We start from the raw sequence: 22884 nt of genomic DNA on the forward strand, positions 1-22884 counted from the left end.
GAACAGCTACTGGATGGGTAACTCCTTATTCCTTTAACCTTCATAGCTTTTCGATAGATAAACAAATCCATATTTTGATTCTTTCCGAATAAGTTTAAGCTCATCAGACCGATTGAGCAAATCTTCAAGTATCTTCATCAAGTTTTTAGGTTTTACATATGTTTCGAGTATCATACAAACCAATTTATGTATCTCATAAGGACTCCTATTTTTATTAAAATATCCCGTGCCAACCTGCGCTTCGATGATTCTCTTGACCTTCCGAAGCTCATTCAACGTAGAAGGTTCATTTGGATCAAAATTATGGCGGATGTCCATTATCTTAAATTCGATCTCCTGTACCCCTTCTTCAATGGATAATCTATATAAATGGTAAATAACCTCCTCAGCCAATGTATTAACGTGCAACTCATAAGCATACTTTTGCTTGGATAAATTCATCCCTAAAGGCAACATGGCATGTATACTCCCCACTTCTAACACACGACAAAAAATATAGTAATCAATAGCAAGAATCGTTTTAATTTTGAAAGACTCAACTTTGCTTATAAAATCCAGTGCTTTTCCCATTAAAAAAGATACTTCTTCGGGTGAGAGACCATTTGAAATACGCTGTAATATCATCCGATAAAAGAACTGCATTTCCAACGGTTGACAACGATGCTTATACACCCGTTTGAACACTTTAAAATTATTTCTCATTATAGCTCATATAGTTATTCCATACAAAAGAAATAGAAATAATTTAAAAATTTAAAACATTTGTATAAATAAAAATAACATTTTGTATATTTATCTATACAAAAAAAAAGAGCATACTAAATCATAACTATGACAAAACTAGGTGAATTTTTAGAGAAGAAATCCGTTAATAAATCGCGAATTGCGCGAAAAACGGGTTTAAGTAAGGCAAGAATCAATGAGTTAACGATGACCGAAACGGCCAAATTACGTTTGGATGAAATGTACCTGATCGCATTGGCTATTGATACAGATCCAGCTAAAATGATGTTCGAATTATGTGATCATCTCCAGTTGAAAGAGATTGAAGAGTAAGCAATTCTCTATTTTTCGCCAGTGCCTAGCTCGTCTGTGCGATACTGAACGCCAAACTGTTCGATATCGTACAGACGAGCTTTTCAATTTTAAACCAAGAAACTAATTATCAACACATTAGCAAAATGGCAACGCAATTGATTTCAGCTTAAACGCCTGTTTTGATTATAACTACCAATCATTCAGGCTTAAAAAAAATCTGCTATGATAGGAAATAATCTCAAAATAGCTTGGCGGAATATGGCAAAAAACAAGCTATATTCATTCATCAAGATTGGCGGCTTTGCCTTTAGTATTGCCATCTGTATTCTTATTGTTTTATATATAAAACATGAGACGAGCTATAATAAGTTTTATCCGGCGATGGATAGAGTTTACCGTTTGGTCGTTCAGTTACCTATTGAGCATAAAATCGAGCGCTGGGTTTCACTTTCTGCCCCTGTGGCGCCGACCCTGAAAGCAGAAATCCCGTCCGTTGAGCAAACGGGACGCATTCTACCAAACCCTTTATTCGGTGCGGGCAGTAACCAATTGTCATTAAATAACAGCCCTGATAGCCATTATGATGATGGATTTGTCTATGTCGATCAGTCCATTCTCGACATGTTTCCTATGCCCATGGTTTCGGGCCAGCTGTCCCACGCACTTGACAAGCCCAACACATTGGTAATCACCAGAAGCAAAGCCGAAAAATATTTTAAAAATAATCCAATTGGACAAACGATCTATCTCAACAACAATAAGTCGAAAGCCTATACCATCACTGGGGTAATTGAAGATATGCCCAACAATTCGACCCTTGCCGGTTATAGTTTTTTTATGTCGCTCGCTGGAGAGCCTTTTTATCAAGGTGAACAGACTGCTTGGCTCAATAACAATTATACCGTCTATGTCAAATTAAAACCCAACGTAAATGTTGCACTGGCAGAAAAAGAAATTTCAAAGAATTACTTAGAAATACATTATCTCCCTGAATATCTAAAATCTGGACGTAAACTTAATCCGCTTTTCAAGCAGGCAAAAATAACCCTACAGAATGCCCTCGATATGCATCTAAAATCTGCGGATGTAAGCGACGATAAAGTGAGTACATTGAACAGAGGGGATATTCGCATGGTTTGGACCTTCGCAACTATAGCCTTATTTATTTTGTTCATTGCCTGTATTAACTTCATCAACTTATCGACAGCAAATGCAGCAACAAGAGCAAAAGAAATTGGTATCCGTAAGACTATTGGCTCCTCCAGGAAGCTGCTTATTGGACAATTTCTTGTTGAAGCAATCTGTTATAGTGTACTGTCACTGATTATCGGGCTCTTTCTAAGCTGGCTACTACTACCCGTATTCAACCAACTAGCCAACAAATCCTTGACCATTCCCTGGATAGCGGCATACTTCTTTCCTTCTCTTTTGGCGGCTATATTGGTGATCGGCGTCCTTGCCGGAATCTACCCAGCATTGTACCTATCCAAATTTAAACCAATCACTGCACTGAAAAACAACGTCATTGGTGCCAAATCTTCGCTTTTTAGGAATAGTTTGGTTGTCTTTCAATTCGCAACCTCAATGATCCTTATCGTTGGCGCATTGGTGACCAATAAACAGATAAACTACATATTAGACAAAGATCTGGGATTTGACAAGGACCAAGTTGTTGTGCTTCGCGGAATTGGAACATTATCGAAACAGCTTCCAAGTTTAAAAAATGAGCTAAAAAGCCTCCCAGATGTTGCTTCAGTTTCCCTGAGTGATTTTCTCCCTGTACCCATCGATGGTGCCAAACGAAATGGCAATCCGTTCTGGATTGATGGTAGAAGAGATCTCGATATGGCTACACAGGGCCAATTTTGGGAAATCGATCAGGATTATCTGAGCACATTCGGTCTTCATTTAAATAAAGGACGAAATTTTGATCCCACGAGAGCCACCGATAGCAGTTCGGCTATTATCAATCAAAAGTTGGCCGACGAACTTCAATTAAAGAATCCCATTGGTGCAAAAATCACCAATGGCAATACCTGGACGATCATTGGCGTAGTAGATGATTTTATTTTTGAGTCGTTGAAGGAGAAGGGGTATGCAGGACTTTGTATGACATTACAAGGCAATCCTTCCCTACTCTCTATTAAGGTAAAATCGCAACATCTCAAAAAGACAATCGCTGATATCACAGCAGTATGGGACAAATTTGCACCAAATCAACAAATTAACTACAGCTTTTTGGACGAAGGTTTCGAGGCCCTTTATCAAGATGTGGAACGGACCAAGAATATATTCACTTGTTTCGCTCTTGTTGCCATTTTTGTCGCTGCACTCGGGCTTTTCGGCCTTGCAACGTATGTGACACAACAACGAACCAAAGAAATTGGCGTACGTAAGGTACTTGGAGCCAGTGCGATCAGATTACTCCGATTATTGTCTGGAGATTTTATAAAATTGGTGTTTGTAGCCTTGGTCATTGCCACACCTGTTGCGTGGTGGGCAATGAACCAATGGCTTACTAATTTTAACTATCGAATCGAAATAAATTGGCTATACTTCATTCTTGCAGGTATGAGTGCCATTTTAATTGCTTTAGGCACAATCAGCTATCAGACTTGGAAAGCCATTCGCGCCAATCCGGTGGATAGCCTGCGTGATGAATAAATACAAAAACTGTAAAAGAACTTTATTATGATAGGAAATAATTTAAAGATCGCTTGGCGAAATATGGCCAACAACAAACTTTACTCGATCATCAAGATCGGCGGGTTCGCTTTTAGTATTGCCATTTGCATTCTTATTGTACTGTACATTCGCCATGAAACCAGTTATGACAAAATGTATCCCGACATGGACCGTGTTTTCCGTCTTATCGTTTCGGCACCCGATGGTGATAAAGTGAGGCAAACCTTTGCCTTTCCTGCCCCAGCAGCTAAAACCTTGCAAGAGGAAATCCCAAGTGTAGAATTAGCCGGCCGCATTTTACCCAATACATTATTTGGTGCCGGAAGCAATCTATTTACGGTAAATGGCCGCGCAGAGAATTACCTTGATAAAGGATTTGTTTATGTCGATCAGTCCATTTTGGAAATATTTCCACTTCCGGTCGTACAAGGACAGCTATCACATGCGCTGGACAAACCCAATGCGATAGTCATTACCAAAAGTAGGGCTGAGAAATATTTCAAAGGAAATGCCGTAGGGCAGACGATCTATCTCAACAATAATAAAAGTATTTTATATAACATAACGGCTGTCATCGATGATGTTCCGAACAATTCCAGCCTCTATGGTTATGATTATTTTATATCCCTTGCAGGCGAACCATTTTACCCGGGTGAACAAAACAATTGGGGCGCAACAAATTACATTACCTATGTAAAACTGAAGGAGAATGCAGATATTGCCAACGCACAGGGTAGCATTTCAAAAAACTATATTCAGGACAATTATATTCTGATTAATAAAAAAAATGGAATGAAAATATCGCCCGAAATGATGCAATCAACGGTATTACTTCAAAACGCCCTTGATATGCACCTGCACTCGAAGAATATTTCGGAATATGGAATGGCGACACAATATCAAAGCGACATTAAGATGGTCTGGATATTTGCTGGCATTGCATTTTTTATATTATTGATTGCCTGTATAAACTTCATCAACTTATCAACGGCGAATGCAGCAACACGAGCCAAAGAAATCGGGATTCGAAAAACCATTGGATCCAATCGAAAGACACTGATTATCCAATTTATGACCGAAGCGATATGTTACAGTCTTATTTCACTTCTTATAGGGTTATTATTAGCCTTCCTGTTATTACCACTATTTAACAATCTAGCCAACAAAGCGCTGTTTATACCGTGGACAGTGTGGTACTTTGTGCCTTCGCTGATTTTGAGCATGTTGTTCATCGGTATCCTCGCTTGGCTTATACCCAGCGTTCTATTTATCAGGATTTCAGCCGATCAACGCATTAAAAAGCAAATCGGTTACGAATCCTAAATCTTCATTATTGCGCAATGGACTGGTTATTTTCCAGTTTGCAACATCTATTATATTGATCATCAGCGCACTCATTGCAAATCAGCAAATCAGTTTTATGCTTAATAAAGACATTGGCTTTGATAAGGATCAGGTCATTGTACTTCGTGGTGTAACGGGAATTGCCTCCCAGGCGAAAGAATTAAAAAATGAATTAAAAGCCATTCCAACGGTTCGTGATGTCTCTATTGGCGACTATTTACCGGTTCAATTGGATGGTGCAAAAAGAAATGGAAATCTTTTTTGGGCCAAAGGCAAGGAAGATCTTGAATTAGGTGAAGGTGGGCAATTCTGGAATATCGACGAAAGCTACCTTTCCACTTTTGGTCTGAAGCTAATAGCCGGCCGAAACTTTGATCCACATATCGCATCGGATAGTTCTGGTGCTATTGTTAACAAAAGAATGCTTGCTGATTTAGGCATCAAAGGAAATCCCATTGGTACACAAATTACTAACGGCAGGACATGGACCATTATCGGTGTCGTCGACAATTTTATCTTTGAATCAATGAAAGATGAGGGCTACTATCCCGTTTGCATGACCCTTGCCAATAGTCCTTCCATGCTTTCGATTAAGACCAAATCGACGGACATGTCCAAAACATTAGCCGACATTAATACCGTTTGGAATAAGTTTTCGCCGAATCAAAAAATCGACTACAATTTCCTTGATGCCGGCTTCGCTGACCTCTATCAGGATGTCCAACGGACTAAAAATATCTTCAGCTGCTTTGCCTTTGTAGCCATTTTTGTTGCCGCCCTGGGACTTTTTGGACTAGCAACATATGTGACCCAGCAACGTACAAAAGAAATTGGTGTCCGTAAGGTTCTCGGTGCCAGTTCCATCCGATTACTCAAATTACTCTCCGGAGATTTCATAAAATTGGTCTTTGTAGCCTTAGTCATTGCTACACCTGTTGCATGGTGGCAATGAATCAATGGCTGGCGGATTTCAATTATCGAGTAGAAATCAATTGGTTCTACTTTATTCTAGCGGGTCTCAGTGCAATCCTGGTTGCTTTCGGAACCATTACTTATCAAACATGGAAAGTCGTCCGTGCCAATCCGGTCGATAGTTTAAGGGATGAATAAAGTCAGAAGATCTTAAAAATTGGTGTTTGTTGCCTTGTTCATTGCCTTGCCTGTTGCTTGGTGGGCAATGAACCAATGGCTCAGGGGGCATGGATGTTCGATTCTGGACGTAAACTGTTCGAAATCGAACATCCAAAAACAAAACAAAAACACGATAAGTGATTTATAATAAAACTATTACGACACTGGCAAGGGGATTGTAATTTTAATTGAGTGAATTGGTTCGCATTAGTTTAAACATAATATCCTCCAAAAAATGGCAAAAAATGATTTCAAACTAGCTTGGCGCAAACTTTTAAAAAATAAAGGTTTTACTTTCTTAAATATTATTGGATTGACCCTGGGTTTTACAGGTTTTATCCTTTCGTATCAATACATCAATCGGGAAACGAGTTACGACAAATGGAATCCCCATTATAAGGATATCTATCAAGTTGGTTTGGAGGCCGAAGGCGCTTTTACAGATGAGACCTCTCCTGCAATGGCTCCATTGCTAAAACAAAATTTACCAGATATCATCTATGCCGGCAGGAAAATAGTTTACAATTACGGCAGTTATCCGCTTTTTGGGGAGAAGACGGTGCTTATCAAAAACGCTGCATTAATTGATTCTTCTGCTGCGCGGATTTTTCAGATAGAAAATGCGACTGGGCCGCTCTACAAAAACAAGGACCAAAAGGAAGCGACCATGGTCAAAAGTCCTATTGCCGAACAACTATTCAAAAAAGAAGATCTAAATTTTGACAGTCCCCAGTCGATTCCAACTCAAAGCCTTGCTCTAGGTGTACGGGAGACGATTTATGGCACTATAAAAAAGCAGGGGCTGTCCATAATTGATTACGATCTCCTTGTCATTCGTGAACCACAGGATCTCTTCGCCGATAATAATCCTTTTTTGTATCAAACTTTTATTCAGGTTCGTCCTGGTACGGATATCACGAAGTTGACCGAACGCATCAATGCACTTTACCAGAAAGAAATTGCACCAAAAGATAAAATACGTTCATCCAGTTATGCCAAGGGAAAAATCTTTCTAGATCCACTTGCCAACCTTCACCTTCGGCCAAAAACAGGCAGTAACACGGCTTATATCATTACGTGGATTATTGGTATTCTTTCGGTCTTGATTCTTTTACTTGCTTCAGCCAATTTTGCCAACATGATTATGGCACAGGCGGATCAACGACTTAAAGAGCTTGCTCTAAAAAAAATATTGGGAAGCTCCCGTTGGGCTATCGTCAGGCAATTGGTACTGGAAGTATTTATCCTGACTTTCAGTGCTGCAATCCTAAGTTTCGTCACTTTGGCCCTCACAGGAAATATCCTCCAAAAATGGTTCAATGATGATCTTAAGGGGTATATTTTGAGTTCAGAGACAATCGTACAACTCACTATCGCAGTACTATTGACAACAATTATATCGGCAATATACCCAGCCATCGTACTCTCGGGCTTCAAATCCGTTAATCTCCTAAAAGGTGGACTGACATCAATACTCAAAAAAGGGACTTTCCGAAATGCACTACTGACGTTCCAGATCAGTATGGCCATCCTGTTTATCTCGGGCATGCTGGTTATTAGATCACAGCTAAATTATATGCAGCAGGCGGATAAAGGATTTGAGCCTGCACAGGTTGTTAATTTCAAAGGAATAGGCATGTATTATGATTCCAAAATTGATGGTTCCTATCAACAACTAAAACGTCGGTTAGAAAATGATCCAAGTATTGCCTCTGTTGCATCAGCGACAAATATTCCAGGGGAAGGCGAACAACCTCCCAAAATGGATTTTTCCTATGCTCAAAAAAACGTTTCGTTTGCACATGTCGGTATTGATCCTGGATACTTCAAGACGCTAAATATCTCCAGTATACAAGGAAACACCACTGTTTCAATAGATCAACTGCTTCACGATTCCTTGGCCAACTATGCTATTATCAACGAATCTGCAGCCAAAAATTTAGGACTTGAAAACCCGATAGGTGCTAAAATCAAAGGCTGTGATGTCACCTTTGAAATTGTTGGCCTAGTCAAAGACAGTAAAGCTTATGGCTTTGAAAATGTAGTTCAGCCGAGCCTATATTCATTTAAAAACGAATGTGGTACTATGCGCTTTCAGACAACCCTCATGGTCAAAACAAAACCGGGAATGGTTGATCAGGCCATCAATACAGTCAAAGCAGAATGGGAGAAAAATCCATCCGCAAAAGATCTGCCTCTTGATTATTCTTTTATGGATGAGCAATATGCTTTACAGCACAAAAAACAGCACGAATTGCAGACTGCTTTTAATAGTTTCACCAGCCTTTCGGTTATCATCGCGGCCTTAGGGCTATTTAGTATGGCGGCGTATCAGGCGGCATTACGAAAAAAGGAAATGAGCATCCGCAAAGTACTGGGGGCCTCGGTACAATTGCTCTTTATTCAATTGAACAAACCATTTTTCAAGCTCTTTTTAGTCGGGATCGGCATAGCCCTTCCAATAGCCTATCTACTCATGAATAAATGGCTTTCCAATTTCGCCTATCATATTCAGCTGTCCTGGTGGTCGTTTTTGATCCCAATATTTTGCATATTTATCCTCATATTGGTTTCCATCAGCTTCCAATCTATAAAAGTCGCAAAAACAAATCCAATAGATAGCCTGTGCGATGAATAAAAGATAATTTGAGCGGTAAAGGGCCCTATTCCCCAGTCGAACAGTAATTATGATGACTAATAAAAATATAAAACAAGAATATCTAAGATCTCAATACTAAAAAATGATACAATTAAAAAATTTATTCAAGTGGTATAACGTAGGTGGTACACGCTCATTCGTCCTTAAAGATGTAAGTCTCGATATTGCTGAAGGTGATTTTATCTCCATCATGGGGCCATCAGGGTCTGGAAAATCAACTTTATTAAATATTATCGGTATGCTTGATGAACCTGATGAGGGTGAATATATCTTTATGGGCGAGAATGTATTGGAAATGAAAGCAAAGAAAAGAACGCAGCTATATCAATCCCACATAGGCTATGTATTTCAAGCTTATCATCTCCTGGATGAATTGACCGTGTATGAAAATATCGAAACACCCTTGATCTATAAAGACATTTCAAGCAAAGAAAGAAAAGCTATTGTTGCCGATATGCTTGATCGCTTTGGCATTGTCGGGAAGAAGGATCTCTTCCCGGCCCAGCTATCCGGTGGTCAGCAACAGATTGTCGGTATAGCGCGTGCATTGGCGGGATCACCGAAGTTATTGCTGGCCGATGAGCCTACGGGTAACTTAAATTCCAAACAAGGCGAAGAAATCATGGATTTATTCAAACAGCTCAACGATGATGGCGTTACAATTATACAAGTAACCCATTCTGAAAAGAATGCCGAATATGGTAAAAGAGTTGTCAATATGCTGGATGGTCAGCTCAAATAATTGTATGCCAATTTAACCTGGATAATCCCTACGCAGTACATCAATGACGGTAGGGATTTTTTTAGCTCATATCTCGAATCAATTAGTTAACTTCGTTATGATGAATGAGAGAGAGTTGAAATCGCTAATATCCCTGTTGGACGACACCGACCAACAGATTATTCAGGAAGTGGAGCACCAGTTAAAAAGCCAAGGTCCTGAGATTGTACCCTATTTGGAAAAATTTTGGGAGTCCAGCTTCGATCCCAGAGTACAGGGGCGGTTAGAGAATATCATTCATGAAATTCAATTTGATCAGACCAAAAACGAGTTACAGATCTGGAACCTAAGTAACTCATTTAATCTACTGGAAGGATTAATTATCCTCAATAATTATCAATATCCTTCTTATGAGGATCATAAGATTGTTTTAGCGATAGAAGACCTCAAAACTGAGGTATGGCGCGGTTTGCATTACGACATGAGCCCGCTGGAAAAAGTGAACCTGATGAATCATGTTCTTTTTGGCTCCTTCGGCCTAACAGGAAATACAAAGGATTATCATCATCCACAGAATTCCTATATTGGTCAAGTACTCGATACCAAACAGGGGAATCCCTTAACCCTATCCTGCATTTACAGTATCATTGCACAAAAATTGGACATTCCGATCTACGGTATTAATTTACCAAAGCATTTTGTATTGGCGTATATGGATTCGGATGAAGAAGGGAATGAAAATGTGCTGTTTTACATCAATGCCTTTAATCGTGGGCAGGTTATGCAAAAAAGCGATGTAAATTCATTTTTGAAGCAACTGAACCTCAATCCGGATAGAGAATTCACCTATCCCTGCGATAATGTGACCATCCTTAAACGAGCTTTGCGAAACTTGATGTCTGCCTACGAGGAACATGAAAGTTCAAACAAGCAACAGGAAATCAAAGCGCTTTTCCAGTTGCTTGCTTAAACTGCACGTTAGAAAATATTAGCTTCGCGAGCATCTAAAAAGATATAATTAGGTGTTAAAGAGCCATAGGTTTTCGCCGCAATATCGGGTTTTACATTGCCTTCACTTAAGCCAACCAATGGAAAACGCGAAATTGTACGATTCGTTAGATCAGAAACATAAAAGAATTTCCCTTGTTCTGTACGGTCATCAATCGCTACACCCCAAGGTTTTACTAAGCCTGTATTAGCCCCACCGACAACATAGTCCGGCTCCACGTTCGTTTTATCCGTGGCGCCGCTAAATAAGGTTTTTGGATCTTTGAAAAATAGCACTTCACTACCGGAAGTTACCGCCAACAAACCCTTTTTGGGTGCATAGGACACCGAGCCTAATCCCGTTTTACCATTGATATATACTTTCATCACTGGCGTAAATCTAGTGGAAGCTACAATGGTATCGCGAGGACGGTCGATGAGTTCTTGTTTGAGTTGAGAATATACAGCAAAACCACTTCTATTTTCTGTTCCTTCATTATTAAAACCAATCAGCACCAATTTCTCATTACTATCACTTGTATTGCTATTCAATAAAGTCAGTGAACTCGGAACCAGGTTCCCAAGGTTAATCTGTTTGTCAATGATTGGTGCTCCACCTTTTGATCCCACTTTTCCACTTGGTGTACTTATCGCATATAACATGGAATTACCTACTCCGCGATTTGTAACCGCCAGAAGAAATGGTGTTGTTACAGATCCAGATGTACCATTTTGTTGGGCATACGTATAATAGGCCAATCCCCTAACATTCGTAAAACCGCGGTATCCAATAGCACCTGCATTACCGGGAATTCCATAGATCTCATTGGCAAATGGAATCACCTGAAGAAAGGTATCCTGTGCCGTAACACTCGCCTGAAAGATAGCCCGGGCAGCAGCATCAAAAAGAATTGGTCCGCCCCCTTTTGCCGGAGAAAGATATTGATAGATATTATCTAAATTGGTCGTATCAGCCGGATCGATAATCATCATGTTTTTAAGCGCAGAATTGTTCTGGTCGTAATCCGAGAAAGAAACATATAATCTAGAGATCAAAGTAGCCCCCGTTCGTACAGGCTCATCATCCAGTTTCTTGCAAGAAGTAAAACCTATTACACTGGCAACGAATAGGATAATACAGGATTGAAACGAAAATTTCATATATTTTTTATTAAAAATAGCGTATTGCGTTAAACATACAAATCTACTAATATATGCAGAATATCAATGAATTTATATGATTCTTTTAGGGGCAAACCCGTATAAGTAAAACGGAAATATTTGTCAATCCGCTACTTTTTGATTAAAATTGCCTTTGTTTTTGTTAGCACATACGATTATGGAAAATAAGGAATTTGTAAGGGAGACGTTGACATTACCGGGAGAGGGCAAAAAATTACTTTTACACTCCTGCTGTGCTCCTTGTTCTGGAGAAGTGATGGAAGCACTCATTGCTTCGGATATCGATTTTACAATCTATTTTTACAATCCCAATATTCATCCCCGCAAAGAATATGATTTACGCAAAGACGAGAACATCCGATTTGCGGAAAAACATAATATCCCTTTTATTGATGCGGACTACGATGTTGATCATTGGTTCGATTTGGCCAAAGGGATGGAGCAAGAGCCTGAAAGAGGCATTCGTTGCACAATGTGTTTTGATATGCGTTTTGAAAAAACGGCTGAGTATGCAGCTGCGAATGGCTTTGATGTGATTTCAAGTTCGCTGGGTATCTCCCGTTGGAAAAACATGGAGCAGATCAATGACTGTGGTTTACGTGCGGCCTCCCGCCATGAAGGGATGGAGTATTGGACTTTCAACTGGCGTAAGAAAGGTGGTTCTGCCCGTATGCTTGAAGTCTCCAAAAAGGAGAAGTTCTATATGCAGGAATATTGCGGCTGTGCTTATTCGCTACGTGACACTAACAAATGGCGTATGGCAAATGGGCGCGAAAAGATAGAGTTAGGCAAAAATTATTATGAATAAGCCCTGTTACTGGTGTATATAACGCTTTGCTTCGGAATATTTAAAAAAATATTTCTATCCTAATGATTTTATACATACCTTTGCAGGCTCAAATGCAAGATTGTGAAACATCTAAAACAATACAGAATTCCCTTTTCGGGGCTCAACGCTGGAAAGCACAATTTTGAGTTTGACATTAATAAAAAGTTCTTTGACTGCTACGAACATTCGATTGTAAAAGATGGCAATCTGAAAGCAGAAGTTGAATTGCAAAAACAAGAAAATCTATTGATTTTGCATTTTGATATCCAAGGCGAAATTCAATTGACTTGTGATACCTGCTTAAAAGAGTTTATGTCGCCGATTTCAATTCAAGAACGAATATTAGTCAAATTCACGGATGAAGATTGGACAGATAATACCGAAGAGGTGTTGATCTTATCCAAAAGCGACCATGAGTTGGATATAGCTGAGTTAATATACGAATACATTAATTTAGCTGTTCCCTATATCGTCAAATGTGAAGAGCAGGGACAAGGCATACAATGTGATCCTGAGATGCTCGCGTTATTTACAAGCGAGCCTGATTCAGAGGAACAAAAAGAAGAAGAAATTATCGACCCACGTTGGGAAGCATTGAGAAATATTAAAAATAACTAAAACAAGAATACGAGATGGCACATCCAAAACGTAAAACTTCTAAATCAAGAAGAGACAAAAGAAGAACACATTATAAAGCTGAAGCTCCAAGCTTGACAGTATGTAAAGAAACTGGCGCAGTTCATTTACCTCACCGTGCATATACTGTAGACGGAAACTTGTACTACAACGGTAAATTGATCATTGAAAATACAGCTGTTGTCTAAGGTAAACCTTTCATAACACCAAAACATCCCAGACAAGCACTATTTTAGAAATTTGCTTTACTTTGGGATGTTTTTTGCGTATTATTGATTTACTAAATAATAACGGATGAAGATTGGTTTAGATATTTTAGGAGGAGATTATGCTCCTAAAGCAACGATAACAGGTGCTATCGAAGCACAAAAGCAGCTTACTGGAGACCAAAAAATAGTCCTTTTTGGTAAAACTGAAGAGACTAAACAATTAATCAATCAAGCCGGAGGAAATTCATCTGACTTTGAATATGTGGAGGCTCCAGAAGTCATTGCAATGGGTGAACATCCAACCAAAGCAATAACTCAAAAACCCAACTCAAGTATTGCGAAGGGATTTGAATATTTAAAAAACAAAGAAATTGACTCATTCGCTTCTGCTGGTAATACTGGCGCCATGCTTGTGGGCTCAATGTTTAGCGTTAAAGCTATCCCAGGCGTATTACGCCCTGCAATAGCATCCATTGTTCCCAAATTAAAATCAGGCTTCGGAATCTTATTGGACGTCGGCGCTAATGCGGACTGTAAACCAGAGATGTTGAACCAATTTGCAATCTTGGGAAGTGTCTTTGCCGAACATGTGTTTAATGTATCCAACCCTAAAGTGGGATTATTGAATATCGGAGAAGAAGAAGAAAAAGGAAACATCCTAACAACCTCTACCTACCCCCTACTTAAAGCCAACGACAAGATTAACTTTATCGGAAATGCAGAAGGCCGTGACCTGTTCAGTGACCATGCCGACGTTTACGTCTGTGATGGATTTACAGGCAACGTCGTCTTGAAACTCGCAGAATCATTTTATGTAGTGACGTTGAAAAAAGGTTTTAAAGATGATTTCTTCGACCGATTCAACTACGAGCAGTACGGCGGAAGCCCCATCTTGGGAGTTAATGCTCCTGTCATTATTGGCCATGGTATTTCGACACCTGAGGCCATTAAAAATATGGTTTTATTTTCAAGAGATATGATCGAGTCTAAGTTCATTGACAGCATCAGATCTATTTTCAATTAGAATATTTATGTCAAAGATTCACGCCGCAATCACGGCTGTAAATGGTTACGTTCCGGATTATATCCTTACTAACAAAGAATTGGAAACAATGGTCGACACCAACGACGAATGGATTGTTTCCAGAACGGGAATCAAAGAGCGTCGCATCTTAAAAGGTGAAGGGCTTGCTACTTCAGATCTTGCTGTACCTGCGGTTCAAGGTTTATTGAAAAAAAGAGGTATAGCTGCTACAGATATTGACCTTATTATCTTTTGTACAAGCACACCAGATATGCTGTTCCCTGCGACTGCAAATATTCTGGCCGATAAAATCGGAGCTACAAATGCATGGGGATTTGATCTTCAGGCCGCTTGTTCAGGTTTCTTATTCGGTCTGAATACGGGAACACAATTTATCACTGCTGGTACACATAAAAAAGTCCTTGTTATCGGCGCAGATAAAATGTCTTCGGTGATCAATTATCAAGACCGTAATACCTGTATCCTATTTGGTGATGGTTGTGGTTGTGTATTGTTGGAGCCAAATGAAGAAGGAATGGGTATACAAGATGCTATTTTAAAAACCGATGGTTCCGGAGGACAGTTTTTGAATATCAAAGGTGGGGGTTCACTAAATCCGGCGTCGCATGCAACTGTAGATGCAGGATTACATTATGCTTACCAAGAAGGTCGTACGGTGTTTAAATTTGCAGTAACCAATATGGCTGATGTAGCGCATGAGGTTATGGTCAAAAACAACTTAAAATCAGAAGATATTGCTTGGTTGGTACCGCATCAGGCCAACAAACGTATTATCGATGCAACTGCAGAACGTGTGGGTCTTCCGGAAGAAAAAGTGATGGTGAACATTCAAAAATATGGGAACACGACCAGTGGTACTATTCCTTTATGCCTATGGGAATGGGAATCTCAATTGAAAAAAGGAGATAATCTTATCCTTGCAGCTTTTGGCGGTGGTTTCACTTGGGGATCCATCTATTTAAAATGGGCGTATTAATTGTCCATTTTATGGTATAATTTATTACTTTTGACAGTTAGAATTTTTTAGAAACAAACAAAACCTAGAATACTATGGGTATGGATATCAAACAAATTCAAGACTTGATTAAATTCGTTTCAAAATCAGGTGTGAATGAAGTCTCAATTGAAGAGCAAGATTTTAAAATTACAATAAAGACAAATCAAGAACCTACGTACGTAACAGCTACTGTTCCTGCTGTTGCTCCAATTGCTGCTCCTCAAGTTGCACAAGCGGCGGCGCCAGCTCCGGTAGCTAGCCCTGCAGCACCTGCTGCAAGTGCTGAAGCAAACTTGATTACAGTCAAATCACCTATGATCGGTACATTTTACCGTTCGGCAGGACCTGGTAAACCATCTTTCGTTAATGTTGGTGATGATATCAATACCGGTTCTGTATTATGCATCATTGAAGCAATGAAATTATTCAACGAAATTGAATCTGAAGTTTCAGGCAAAATCGTTAAGATTTTGGTAGAAGACGCTCAACCTGTTGAGTTCGACCAACCATTATTCTTAGTTGAGCCTAAGTAATTTACAATTACGTAAATGAATACATGTAGCCTCCAAAGGGCTACATTTTTTGCAAACTTCATAATTCAAGACAATGTTCAAAAAAATATTAATTGCAAATAGAGGCGAGATTGCCCTGCGCATTATCCGTACCTGTCGTGAAATGGGTATTAAAAGTGTTGCAGTATATTCCACTGCTGATCGAGATAGTTTACACGTAAGATTTGCGGATGAAGCAGTTTGTATTGGTCCTCCACCGAGTAGAGACTCTTACTTAAACATTCCAAATATTATTTCTGCAGCTGAATTGACAAATGCAGATGCGATTCATCCAGGATACGGCTTCTTATCGGAAAACGCACGCTTTTCAGCAATCTGTGCAGAATATGGTATCAAATTTATTGGTGCAACTGCAGAGCAGATCGAAAAAATGGGTGATAAATCCCGTGCTAAGGATACCATGAAAAAAGCTGGTGTTCCTACAGTTCCAGGATCGGATGGTTTGATCTCAAACGTAAAAGAAGGTATTACCTTAGCCAATGAAATCGGCTACCCAGTTATCATCAAGGCTACAGCCGGTGGTGGTGGCCGTGGTATGCGCATCATTTGGAAAGACGAAGAGTTTGAACCAGCTTGGGATTCTGCACGTGTTGAATCTGCTGCGGCTTTCGGTAACGATGGCATCTACCTTGAAAAATATGTAGAAGAACCGCGTCACATCGAATTCCAAATTGTGGGCGATCAGTTCGGTACAGTATGTCACTTATCGGAACGTGACTGTTCTATTCAACGAAGACACCAAAAATTGATTGAAGAATCTCCATCACCTTTTATGACTCCCGAATTGAGAGCTGAAATGGGAGAGGCTGCTGTCAAAGGTGCTAAAGCTGTAAACTATGAAGGTGCTGGTACAATCGAATTCTTGGTTGACAAACACCGCAACTTCTACTTTATGGAAATGAACACTCGTATCCAAGTAGAACACCCTGTAACGGAAGAGGTAATCAACTTTGATCTGATCAAAGAACAAATTAAGGTGGCCGCAGGAATTCCGATCTCCGGAAAAAACTACGAACCAGGAATGCATGCGATCGAATGTCGTATCAATGCGGAGGATCCTTTCAACAATTTCCGTCCTTCACCAGGTAAAATCACCAACTTCCACTCACCAGGTGGACATGGTGTACGTGTAGATACACACGTTTATTCTGGTTACTCAATTCCGCCAAACTATGATTCTATGATTGCTAAATTGATCACCGTTGCGCAAACACGTGAAGAAGCAATTTGTACTATGGAACGTGCATTGAGTGAATTCGTCATTGAAGGGATCAAAACAACCATTCCTTTGCATTTGAGATTGATGCGCGACCCTAACTTTAGAGCCGGCAATTTCACGACAAAGTTTATGGAAACTTTCGACCTAACGGAATATCCTGCAGAAGATTAAATAAAATTATCTTTACATACATAAAAAATACCATTCTTTACAATAAGAATGGTATTTTTGTTTCCAAACAATTTTTATGAGTACACCTAATTCGAAAGATCTAATACAAGCTATTAAAGATAAAGGGAAGAATATAGAAGCGGAAATGTCTTTTTTTGACCACCTTGAGGTTTTAAGATGGCATTTGGTCCGTTCAGCAATTGCGATCTGTATCTTTGCAGGTATTGCCTTTACATTCTACGATTTCGTATTCAACGATATCATCATGGGGCCAAAGAATTTAAATTTTTGGACCTATCGCATGATGTGTAAGGCAGCAGATGCTTTCAATTTAGCAGACTTCTGTGTCAAGAAAATTCCTTTTAATATCATCAATACCGAACTAGCAGGTCAATTTATGCTTCAGATAAACTCCTGTTTATTGATGGCTTTGATGATGGGATTCCCCTACCTCCTTTTTGAAATTTGGTTATTTGTAAAACCAGCACTGACCGATGTGGAAAGACGGTCTGCACGCGGGTTTGTTTTTTACTCTTCTTTATTGTTTATTTTAGGAGCACTCTTCGGATACTACATTGTTGTACCCTTATCCATCAACTTTCTAGCCAACGTATCCCTAAGTGATGAGATCGTCAACCAGATTACCATTGATAACTACCTTTCTACGATAGCAACGTTAACATTGGGCTGTGGAATTGTTTTCCTACTCCCGATACTGGTATTTATTCTCTCGAAAATAGGCATTATGACCCCTGAATTTATGCGGGCCAGCCGTCGTTATGCAACTGTAATTATTTTAGTGATAGCAGCTATCATTACACCTTCCGCAGATATCATCACCATGCTGACCGTTGCAGCACCAATGTTCTTATTATATGAGATAAGTATCATGGTTTCGGCCGATGTCAAAAGAAAAAAATTAGCACAAGAAAAATAAAATAACAATAAAATGAGCAGCGTAAAGAAAATTGCGATTGGAAGTGACCATGCCGGCTTTGAATACAAAACAGCTTTGGTAAGTTTTCTAAATGAACTGGGTTATGAGGTAACAGACTTTGGAACAAACTCTCCAGATTCAGTTGATTATCCAGATTTCGCACACCCAGTTGCATCAGCAGTAGAAAATAAAGAAGCTGATGCTGGAGTCTTAATTTGTGGAAGTGCAAATGGTGTTGCTATCACAGCTAATAAACACCAAAATATTCGTGCTGCTATCTGTTGGTTGGAGGAAATTTCGGCTTTAGCCCGTCAGCATAATGATGCGAACGTCGTATGTATACCTGCACGTTTTATCGACCTTGACCTCGCTAAAAAGATCGTCAACACATTTATAAACACGGAATTCGAAGGTGGGCGTCACGCTAACCGCGTAAACAAAATAGCTTGTAGCTGTTAGGTAAATTAACATATTTTAAGAAGCGGATGAAAAGCAAATTACACTTTTCATCCGCTTTTTTTTATATATTGTGCAGATAACGACACCTGTTATATCAATTAAGGAGATGATACGCAGCTGATCTGGTTAATTAAATTACAAAATAAGGTACTGAAAGTCACACTAGTAAAAAATAAACAATGAAGAAAATATACAACCTGCTTTGGATAGCATGCGCTCTGATGAGCTGTGCAAATGCACAGGACATAAACAGTAAATATGCCGATGAAATCACGGTAGAATCTACACAGAAGCATCTGCGCACTTTAGCTTCTGTCGATTTTGAAGGCCGAGGAACCGGCCAAAAAGGCGGACGTCTGGCAGCAGAATATATTGCCAATGAATTTAAAAAATATGGACTTAGTGCACCTGTCAACGGATCCTATTTCCAACCCCTGCAACTAATTCGCAACAGCTTTAAAGTAAAGCAATTTAGTATTAACGACAGGCCCTTCCAGCATGGTAAGGACATTTTCGTCATTGGCAACAACGAGAACAAATTCTTCGAAAGCAATGAAATCGTGTTTATTGGTTATGGCATAGATGACCCCAAGTATTCGGATATCTCGGGCTTGGATCTCCACAATAAGATCGTTATGTTGATCAATGAGAATGAGCCAACAGATGAGAAAGGAAATTCATGGATTAGCAGCAAAAAGACTGCGTCGGACTGGGCAACAACCCGAAATAAAAAAGTCAAAGAGATCCTTAAACACAATCCCAAAATGGTATTAGCGATCAATAGTCAGCTGTCCCAACTTTTGGAGGATGCGGGAGACCGTGCTATTGAGGGTCGTTACAATTTGGCGGTGGACCAACCTGCGCCGGAAAAGTCGCCAATGATCCCTGTAGTCAACATTACAGACCATGCCGCAAATTATATACTAAACCTGGCGAGAACTAACCTTGCTACTGTTGTTGCAAAGATTAATCGTACGGGAAAACCTAATTCCTTTGTTATTTCAACAAATTTTAAAGCTGAGTTTGGCACCAATGCGGCTGCTTTAGCTGATCCAAACATTCTTGGCTATCTGGGAGGAACAGATAAAAAAGACGAAATCGTTGTGATCGGAGGCCACTACGACCATGATGGAATGGATTCCAAAGGCAATATCTTCTTTGGGGCCGATGACAATGCCTCGGGCACAACAGCCGTCCTTGAATTGGCACGCGCTTTTTCGAAAGCTAAATCAACAGGAAATGGCCCACGTCGCAGTATTTTGTTCATCACCTATGCTGCAGAAGAAAAAGGTTTACTAGGTTCCAAGTTCTATACAGAAAACCCCATATTTCCATTGAAAAACACCGTTGCTTGCATCAATATCGATATGATCGGCCGTGTCGACGACAAGCATCTCAAAGGCAATCATGATTATATCCACGCTATCGGTTCAGATAAATTGAGCTCCGAGTTATATGAGATCAATAAAAATGAGAATGAAAAACATACGAAACTGGAGATTGACTATATGTATGACAATCCAAAGGATCCTATGCGTTTGTACTATAGATCCGATCATTATAACTTTGCCAAGAAAGGTATTCCTTCTGTCTTTTATTTTTCGGGCCTGCATCCGGACTACCACACGCCTGCAGATACCTATGACAAGATCGACTTTCCATTAATGGTAAAACGCGAAAAGCTCGCATTTTACACGGCATGGCAAATAGCCAATAGGGAAAATCGCCTGGTCATCGACAGTAATAAAGAGTAAGGTCAAATTATCGGCTTTATCAAGGATTATTTTGTACAATACAAAAAGCAAGTAAATGATTGTTTACTTGCTTTTTTATGTACTAAAATGACCTTTAGCATAAACCTTTTATTCACAATTATTGTTATCTTTAATACAAAACAAGTATAATTTATGGCTTTTGTAGATTACTATAAAGTGCTTGGCATTGATAAAACAGCTTCAGCTGATGACATCAAAAAAGCATATCGAAAACTAGCCCGTAAATACCACCCTGATGTCAACCCCAATGACAATGAGGCCAAACAACGATTTCAGGAGATTAATGAGGCAAATGAAGTATTATCCGATCCCGAAAAGCGCAAAAAATATGACCAATACGGTGAACATTGGCAACATGGAGAGGAGTATGAAAAAGCGCAACAACAATACCGTCAGTCACAATCTAACGGAGGAAATCCATTCGGCGCTGGAGGAAATCCATTTGGTGGTGGCGGTTCCCATGAGTACACTGGAAACTTTGATGATGGGCAATTCTCTGATTTCTTCGAACAGATGTTTGGTAGCAGACGCGGAGGAGGCCGCCAAAGTACATTCCGCGGCCAGGACCTTAATGCGGAGCTCAGCTTAACCTTACAAGAAGCTTACACGACACATCAACAGACCTTCAATATCAATGGAAAAAGTATCCGCATCACGATTCATGCTGGCGTGGAGGATGGTCAAAAGATCAAACTGAAAGGTTATGGCGGAGAGGGCATCAACGGTGGCCCAAAAGGAGATCTCTATATCACTATCAACATCACGCCTGATGCCCGTTTTAAACGTCAGGGGAATGACTTATACACAACACTTGATATAGACCTCTATACAGCTATTTTAGGCGGTGAAGCAACTTTAGATACATTCGGCGGCAAAGTTAAACTGAAGATTAAAGCCGAAAGTCAAAATGGTGCAAAAATGCGACTTAAAGGAAAAGGATTCCCCTTGTATCGCAAAGAAGGTGAATTTGGCGATCTGTATGTCACATTGAATATTCAAATGCCCAATAATCTGTCTGCCGAAGAAAAGGCCTTGTTCCAACAATTGAAGGATTTAAAACACTAATCTTATGGAAACGACACTCATTAAAGTCATCGACTTCTGCCAGTCCAGAAAGGTTGAAACAACATTCCTGCAAACCATGGAGGAATACGGACTCATACATATTGTCATTCAACAAGAAGAACAATATATTGATGAAGAAGAGCTCCAAAAATTGGAACGCTTTTCAAATCTCTACTATGATCTTGAAGTAAATCCTGCCGGAATTCAGGTTGCCAGTCACCTATTGGAGAAAGTTGAACAGCTCCAAAATGAAATTTCACATTTAAAGAATAAATTGAAAGCCCTGGATTATTGATCCAAGGCTTTCAATTTATTTCGTTAGAATTTGACATCCCGCTCTGTATTCACCTTGGTCTGCCAAACAATCTTGTCCTGCAATGTGGTATATAGAATTTCATAATCCCCTTTACAAGTCACAAAGGAACCATAAAAATCACCAGGCTTCATCACGCGGTAAACAACCAGTTTTCGTTCTCCGTCAACTTCACCATAAGCTTTCATTAACATGTAACCTGTTTTATTCACCTTTTCTTCCGGAATTTTATAATCTAAATGCGAACGGCTACTACCATCATCAGGACATAAAATCTCTGTGCGGCTCGGGGTAAATTTATAACGATCGCGATACATAGCAACATTAGACATCACTACATCCTTCGCCCACGCGATATCGGTAAAATCCTCCGGGAAAAGAAAGATCAGCGACACCATTTTCTCTTGCCAAAGGCGCCCATTAAACGGAATTACAAAATGAAGCAGCTTTTGCCCCTTAAAAGTTGTAGTTGTATAAAAATATCGTCCCTCCTTATTTTGCTCCCGTTGAAAAGAACTTAAATCAAGTAGGTGATTTTTTTTCCCTTTTACATTTGGCGAGTTGTTGACTACAGCAAGCATGTCATACTGATATTTTCCTTCCAGATGTCCAGAAAACAAAACCTGATACGCGGTATCTGAATAGCGTAAATGGCGTAATACACGACGAAATCGATTGTCAACCTGCTTTGCATTAATCGGATTAGTCTTACCTTGCCAATTTTTATCCTCCATAATATCATCCCCGAGGAATACCGTAAGCTCTTTGTTAATATTAACAAAATACTCATCACCTTGTACAGCAAAACCGTTGGGAACCACTTTATAGGACTTACAGGAAGAAAGCATGGCCAAAACCACAATAAAATAGAAAATTTGAATGAATCTGCTCTGCATATTTATGATCTAAT

Annotated in this window: 23 protein-coding genes; 20 read left to right on the forward strand and 3 right to left on the reverse strand. The window is 39.6% G+C overall.

From position 1 onward, the window contains the following. Positions 1 to 33: 33 nt before the first annotated feature. Positions 34 to 702 (reverse strand): hypothetical protein, encoded by a 669-nt coding sequence (locus AACH28_RS11515; RefSeq protein ID WP_341833006.1) that lies wholly within the window; start codon positions 700 to 702, stop codon positions 34 to 36. A 129-nt stretch (positions 703 to 831) separates the two neighbouring features. On the opposite strand from AACH28_RS11515, the gene AACH28_RS11520 reads away from it, so the two are divergent. The 8 genes from AACH28_RS11520 (at position 832) to AACH28_RS11555 (ending at position 10548) form a co-directional block, all read left to right on the forward strand. After that, complete coding sequence (locus tag AACH28_RS11520; RefSeq protein ID WP_070566237.1) at positions 832 to 1056, forward strand: helix-turn-helix transcriptional regulator; 225 nt, start codon at positions 832 to 834, stop codon at positions 1054 to 1056. A gap of 204 nt (positions 1057 to 1260) precedes the next feature. Then, positions 1261 to 3702: an ABC transporter permease gene (locus AACH28_RS11525; protein WP_341833007.1), complete on the forward strand. Its 2442-nt coding sequence runs from the start codon at positions 1261 to 1263 to the stop codon at positions 3700 to 3702. Positions 3703 to 3729: 27 nt separating this feature from the next. Then, positions 3730 to 5046 carry an ABC transporter permease gene (locus tag AACH28_RS11530; protein ID WP_341833008.1) on the forward strand — a complete coding sequence of 439 codons (1317 nt, stop codon included), beginning with the start codon at positions 3730 to 3732 and terminating at the stop codon, positions 5044 to 5046. A gap of 10 nt (positions 5047 to 5056) precedes the next feature. Further along, positions 5057 to 6019 (forward strand): FtsX-like permease family protein, encoded by a 963-nt coding sequence (locus AACH28_RS11535; protein ID WP_341833009.1) that lies wholly within the window; start codon positions 5057 to 5059, stop codon positions 6017 to 6019. After that, positions 6007 to 6177: a hypothetical protein gene (locus tag AACH28_RS11540; RefSeq protein WP_341833010.1), complete on the forward strand. Its 171-nt coding sequence runs from the start codon at positions 6007 to 6009 to the stop codon at positions 6175 to 6177. The genes AACH28_RS11535 and AACH28_RS11540 overlap by 13 nt, the downstream gene beginning before the upstream one ends. Positions 6178 to 6433: 256 nt before the next feature. Beyond that, positions 6434 to 8836, forward strand: a complete 2403-nt coding sequence (locus AACH28_RS11545) for an FtsX-like permease family protein (RefSeq protein ID WP_341833011.1) — start codon at positions 6434 to 6436, stop codon at positions 8834 to 8836. Between the two features lie 103 nt (positions 8837 to 8939). Beyond that, positions 8940 to 9599 carry an ABC transporter ATP-binding protein gene (locus AACH28_RS11550; RefSeq protein ID WP_046672265.1) on the forward strand — a complete coding sequence of 220 codons (660 nt, stop codon included), beginning with the start codon at positions 8940 to 8942 and terminating at the stop codon, positions 9597 to 9599. Between the two features lie 97 nt (positions 9600 to 9696). Continuing rightward, positions 9697 to 10548, forward strand: a complete 852-nt coding sequence (locus AACH28_RS11555; protein ID WP_341833012.1) for a transglutaminase-like domain-containing protein — start codon at positions 9697 to 9699, stop codon at positions 10546 to 10548. A gap of 8 nt (positions 10549 to 10556) precedes the next feature. Here AACH28_RS11555 and AACH28_RS11560 read toward each other — a convergent pair whose 3' ends face one another. Continuing rightward, positions 10557 to 11726 carry a hypothetical protein gene (locus AACH28_RS11560; RefSeq protein ID WP_341833013.1) on the reverse strand — a complete coding sequence of 390 codons (1170 nt, stop codon included), beginning with the start codon at positions 11724 to 11726 and terminating at the stop codon, positions 10557 to 10559. Positions 11727 to 11904: 178 nt separating this feature from the next. Between AACH28_RS11560 and AACH28_RS11565 the strand changes: the two genes are divergently transcribed. The 12 genes from AACH28_RS11565 (at position 11905) to AACH28_RS11620 (ending at position 21956) form a co-directional block, all read left to right on the forward strand. Beyond that, the gene (locus tag AACH28_RS11565) at positions 11905 to 12555 is read left to right on the forward strand and encodes an epoxyqueuosine reductase QueH (protein WP_070566227.1); all 651 of its coding nucleotides are present in this window, start codon (positions 11905 to 11907) and stop codon (positions 12553 to 12555) included. A 102-nt stretch (positions 12556 to 12657) separates the two neighbouring features. After that, the gene (locus AACH28_RS11570) at positions 12658 to 13194 is read left to right on the forward strand and encodes a DUF177 domain-containing protein (RefSeq protein ID WP_341833014.1); all 537 of its coding nucleotides are present in this window, start codon (positions 12658 to 12660) and stop codon (positions 13192 to 13194) included. Between the two features lie 14 nt (positions 13195 to 13208). Further along, positions 13209 to 13400 (forward strand): 50S ribosomal protein L32, encoded by a 192-nt coding sequence (rpmF, locus tag AACH28_RS11575; RefSeq protein WP_046672269.1) that lies wholly within the window; start codon positions 13209 to 13211, stop codon positions 13398 to 13400. Positions 13401 to 13506: 106 nt separating this feature from the next. Continuing rightward, positions 13507 to 14445, forward strand: a complete 939-nt coding sequence (gene plsX / locus AACH28_RS11580; protein WP_046672270.1) for a phosphate acyltransferase PlsX — start codon at positions 13507 to 13509, stop codon at positions 14443 to 14445. Between the two features lie 7 nt (positions 14446 to 14452). Further along, entirely contained in the window at positions 14453 to 15442 is a 990-nt protein-coding gene (locus AACH28_RS11585) for a beta-ketoacyl-ACP synthase III (RefSeq protein ID WP_046672271.1), read from the forward strand. Between the two features lie 74 nt (positions 15443 to 15516). Beyond that, positions 15517 to 15996: an acetyl-CoA carboxylase biotin carboxyl carrier protein gene (gene accB, locus AACH28_RS11590; RefSeq protein WP_336833885.1), complete on the forward strand. Its 480-nt coding sequence runs from the start codon at positions 15517 to 15519 to the stop codon at positions 15994 to 15996. A 73-nt stretch (positions 15997 to 16069) separates the two neighbouring features. Continuing rightward, positions 16070 to 17425 carry an acetyl-CoA carboxylase biotin carboxylase subunit gene (gene accC, locus AACH28_RS11595; RefSeq protein ID WP_046672273.1) on the forward strand — a complete coding sequence of 452 codons (1356 nt, stop codon included), beginning with the start codon at positions 16070 to 16072 and terminating at the stop codon, positions 17423 to 17425. Positions 17426 to 17501: 76 nt separating this feature from the next. After that, positions 17502 to 18362, forward strand: coding sequence for a twin-arginine translocase subunit TatC (gene tatC / locus AACH28_RS11600; protein WP_070566223.1), 861 nt, complete (start codon positions 17502 to 17504; stop codon positions 18360 to 18362). Between the two features lie 12 nt (positions 18363 to 18374). After that, positions 18375 to 18821, forward strand: coding sequence for a ribose 5-phosphate isomerase B (rpiB, locus tag AACH28_RS11605; RefSeq protein WP_046672275.1), 447 nt, complete (start codon positions 18375 to 18377; stop codon positions 18819 to 18821). Between the two features lie 179 nt (positions 18822 to 19000). Beyond that, positions 19001 to 20575, forward strand: a complete 1575-nt coding sequence (locus AACH28_RS11610) for a M28 family peptidase (RefSeq protein ID WP_341833015.1) — start codon at positions 19001 to 19003, stop codon at positions 20573 to 20575. A gap of 153 nt (positions 20576 to 20728) precedes the next feature. Beyond that, a complete protein-coding gene (locus AACH28_RS11615; RefSeq protein WP_070566219.1) occupies positions 20729 to 21661 on the forward strand; it encodes a DnaJ C-terminal domain-containing protein in 933 nt (310 codons plus the stop codon). Between the two features lie 4 nt (positions 21662 to 21665). Next, positions 21666 to 21956 carry a chaperone modulator CbpM gene (locus AACH28_RS11620; RefSeq protein WP_046672278.1) on the forward strand — a complete coding sequence of 97 codons (291 nt, stop codon included), beginning with the start codon at positions 21666 to 21668 and terminating at the stop codon, positions 21954 to 21956. Between the two features lie 23 nt (positions 21957 to 21979). On the opposite strand, the gene AACH28_RS11625 is transcribed toward AACH28_RS11620, so the two are convergent. Further along, complete coding sequence (locus AACH28_RS11625; RefSeq protein WP_070566215.1) at positions 21980 to 22870, reverse strand: hypothetical protein; 891 nt, start codon at positions 22868 to 22870, stop codon at positions 21980 to 21982. Between the last annotated feature and the right edge of the window lie 14 nt (positions 22871 to 22884).

It is taken from the genome of Sphingobacterium thalpophilum, assembly GCF_038396785.1.
Lineage (GTDB): Bacteria > Bacteroidota > Bacteroidia > Sphingobacteriales > Sphingobacteriaceae > Sphingobacterium > Sphingobacterium thalpophilum_A.

What these genes read in the sequence shown, in the direction of transcription:
- AACH28_RS11555 (WP_341833012.1), top strand. Translation starts at nt 9,697, where the DNA reads ATGATGAATGAGAGAGAGTTGAAATCGCTAATATCCCTGTTGGACGAC.
- AACH28_RS11515 (WP_341833006.1), bottom strand. Translation starts at nt 702, where the DNA reads ATGAGAAATAATTTTAAAGTGTTCAAACGGGTGTATAAGCATCGTTGT.
- tatC (WP_070566223.1), top strand. Translation starts at nt 17,502, where the DNA reads ATGAGTACACCTAATTCGAAAGATCTAATACAAGCTATTAAAGATAAA.
- plsX (WP_046672270.1), top strand. Translation starts at nt 13,507, where the DNA reads ATGAAGATTGGTTTAGATATTTTAGGAGGAGATTATGCTCCTAAAGCA.
- AACH28_RS11615 (WP_070566219.1), top strand. Translation starts at nt 20,729, where the DNA reads ATGGCTTTTGTAGATTACTATAAAGTGCTTGGCATTGATAAAACAGCT.
- AACH28_RS11525 (WP_341833007.1), top strand. Translation starts at nt 1,261, where the DNA reads ATGATAGGAAATAATCTCAAAATAGCTTGGCGGAATATGGCAAAAAAC.
- AACH28_RS11530 (WP_341833008.1), top strand. Translation starts at nt 3,730, where the DNA reads ATGATAGGAAATAATTTAAAGATCGCTTGGCGAAATATGGCCAACAAC.
- AACH28_RS11540 (WP_341833010.1), top strand. Translation starts at nt 6,007, where the DNA reads ATGGTGGCAATGAATCAATGGCTGGCGGATTTCAATTATCGAGTAGAA.
- AACH28_RS11585 (WP_046672271.1), top strand. Translation starts at nt 14,453, where the DNA reads ATGTCAAAGATTCACGCCGCAATCACGGCTGTAAATGGTTACGTTCCG.
- AACH28_RS11610 (WP_341833015.1), top strand. Translation starts at nt 19,001, where the DNA reads ATGAAGAAAATATACAACCTGCTTTGGATAGCATGCGCTCTGATGAGC.
- rpiB (WP_046672275.1), top strand. Translation starts at nt 18,375, where the DNA reads ATGAGCAGCGTAAAGAAAATTGCGATTGGAAGTGACCATGCCGGCTTT.
- AACH28_RS11625 (WP_070566215.1), bottom strand. Translation starts at nt 22,870, where the DNA reads ATGCAGAGCAGATTCATTCAAATTTTCTATTTTATTGTGGTTTTGGCC.
- AACH28_RS11545 (WP_341833011.1), top strand. Translation starts at nt 6,434, where the DNA reads ATGGCAAAAAATGATTTCAAACTAGCTTGGCGCAAACTTTTAAAAAAT.
- AACH28_RS11560 (WP_341833013.1), bottom strand. Translation starts at nt 11,726, where the DNA reads ATGAAATTTTCGTTTCAATCCTGTATTATCCTATTCGTTGCCAGTGTA.
- AACH28_RS11565 (WP_070566227.1), top strand. Translation starts at nt 11,905, where the DNA reads ATGGAAAATAAGGAATTTGTAAGGGAGACGTTGACATTACCGGGAGAG.
- AACH28_RS11550 (WP_046672265.1), top strand. Translation starts at nt 8,940, where the DNA reads ATGATACAATTAAAAAATTTATTCAAGTGGTATAACGTAGGTGGTACA.
- AACH28_RS11620 (WP_046672278.1), top strand. Translation starts at nt 21,666, where the DNA reads ATGGAAACGACACTCATTAAAGTCATCGACTTCTGCCAGTCCAGAAAG.
- AACH28_RS11520 (WP_070566237.1), top strand. Translation starts at nt 832, where the DNA reads ATGACAAAACTAGGTGAATTTTTAGAGAAGAAATCCGTTAATAAATCG.
- accB (WP_336833885.1), top strand. Translation starts at nt 15,517, where the DNA reads ATGGGTATGGATATCAAACAAATTCAAGACTTGATTAAATTCGTTTCA.
- rpmF (WP_046672269.1), top strand. Translation starts at nt 13,209, where the DNA reads ATGGCACATCCAAAACGTAAAACTTCTAAATCAAGAAGAGACAAAAGA.
- accC (WP_046672273.1), top strand. Translation starts at nt 16,070, where the DNA reads ATGTTCAAAAAAATATTAATTGCAAATAGAGGCGAGATTGCCCTGCGC.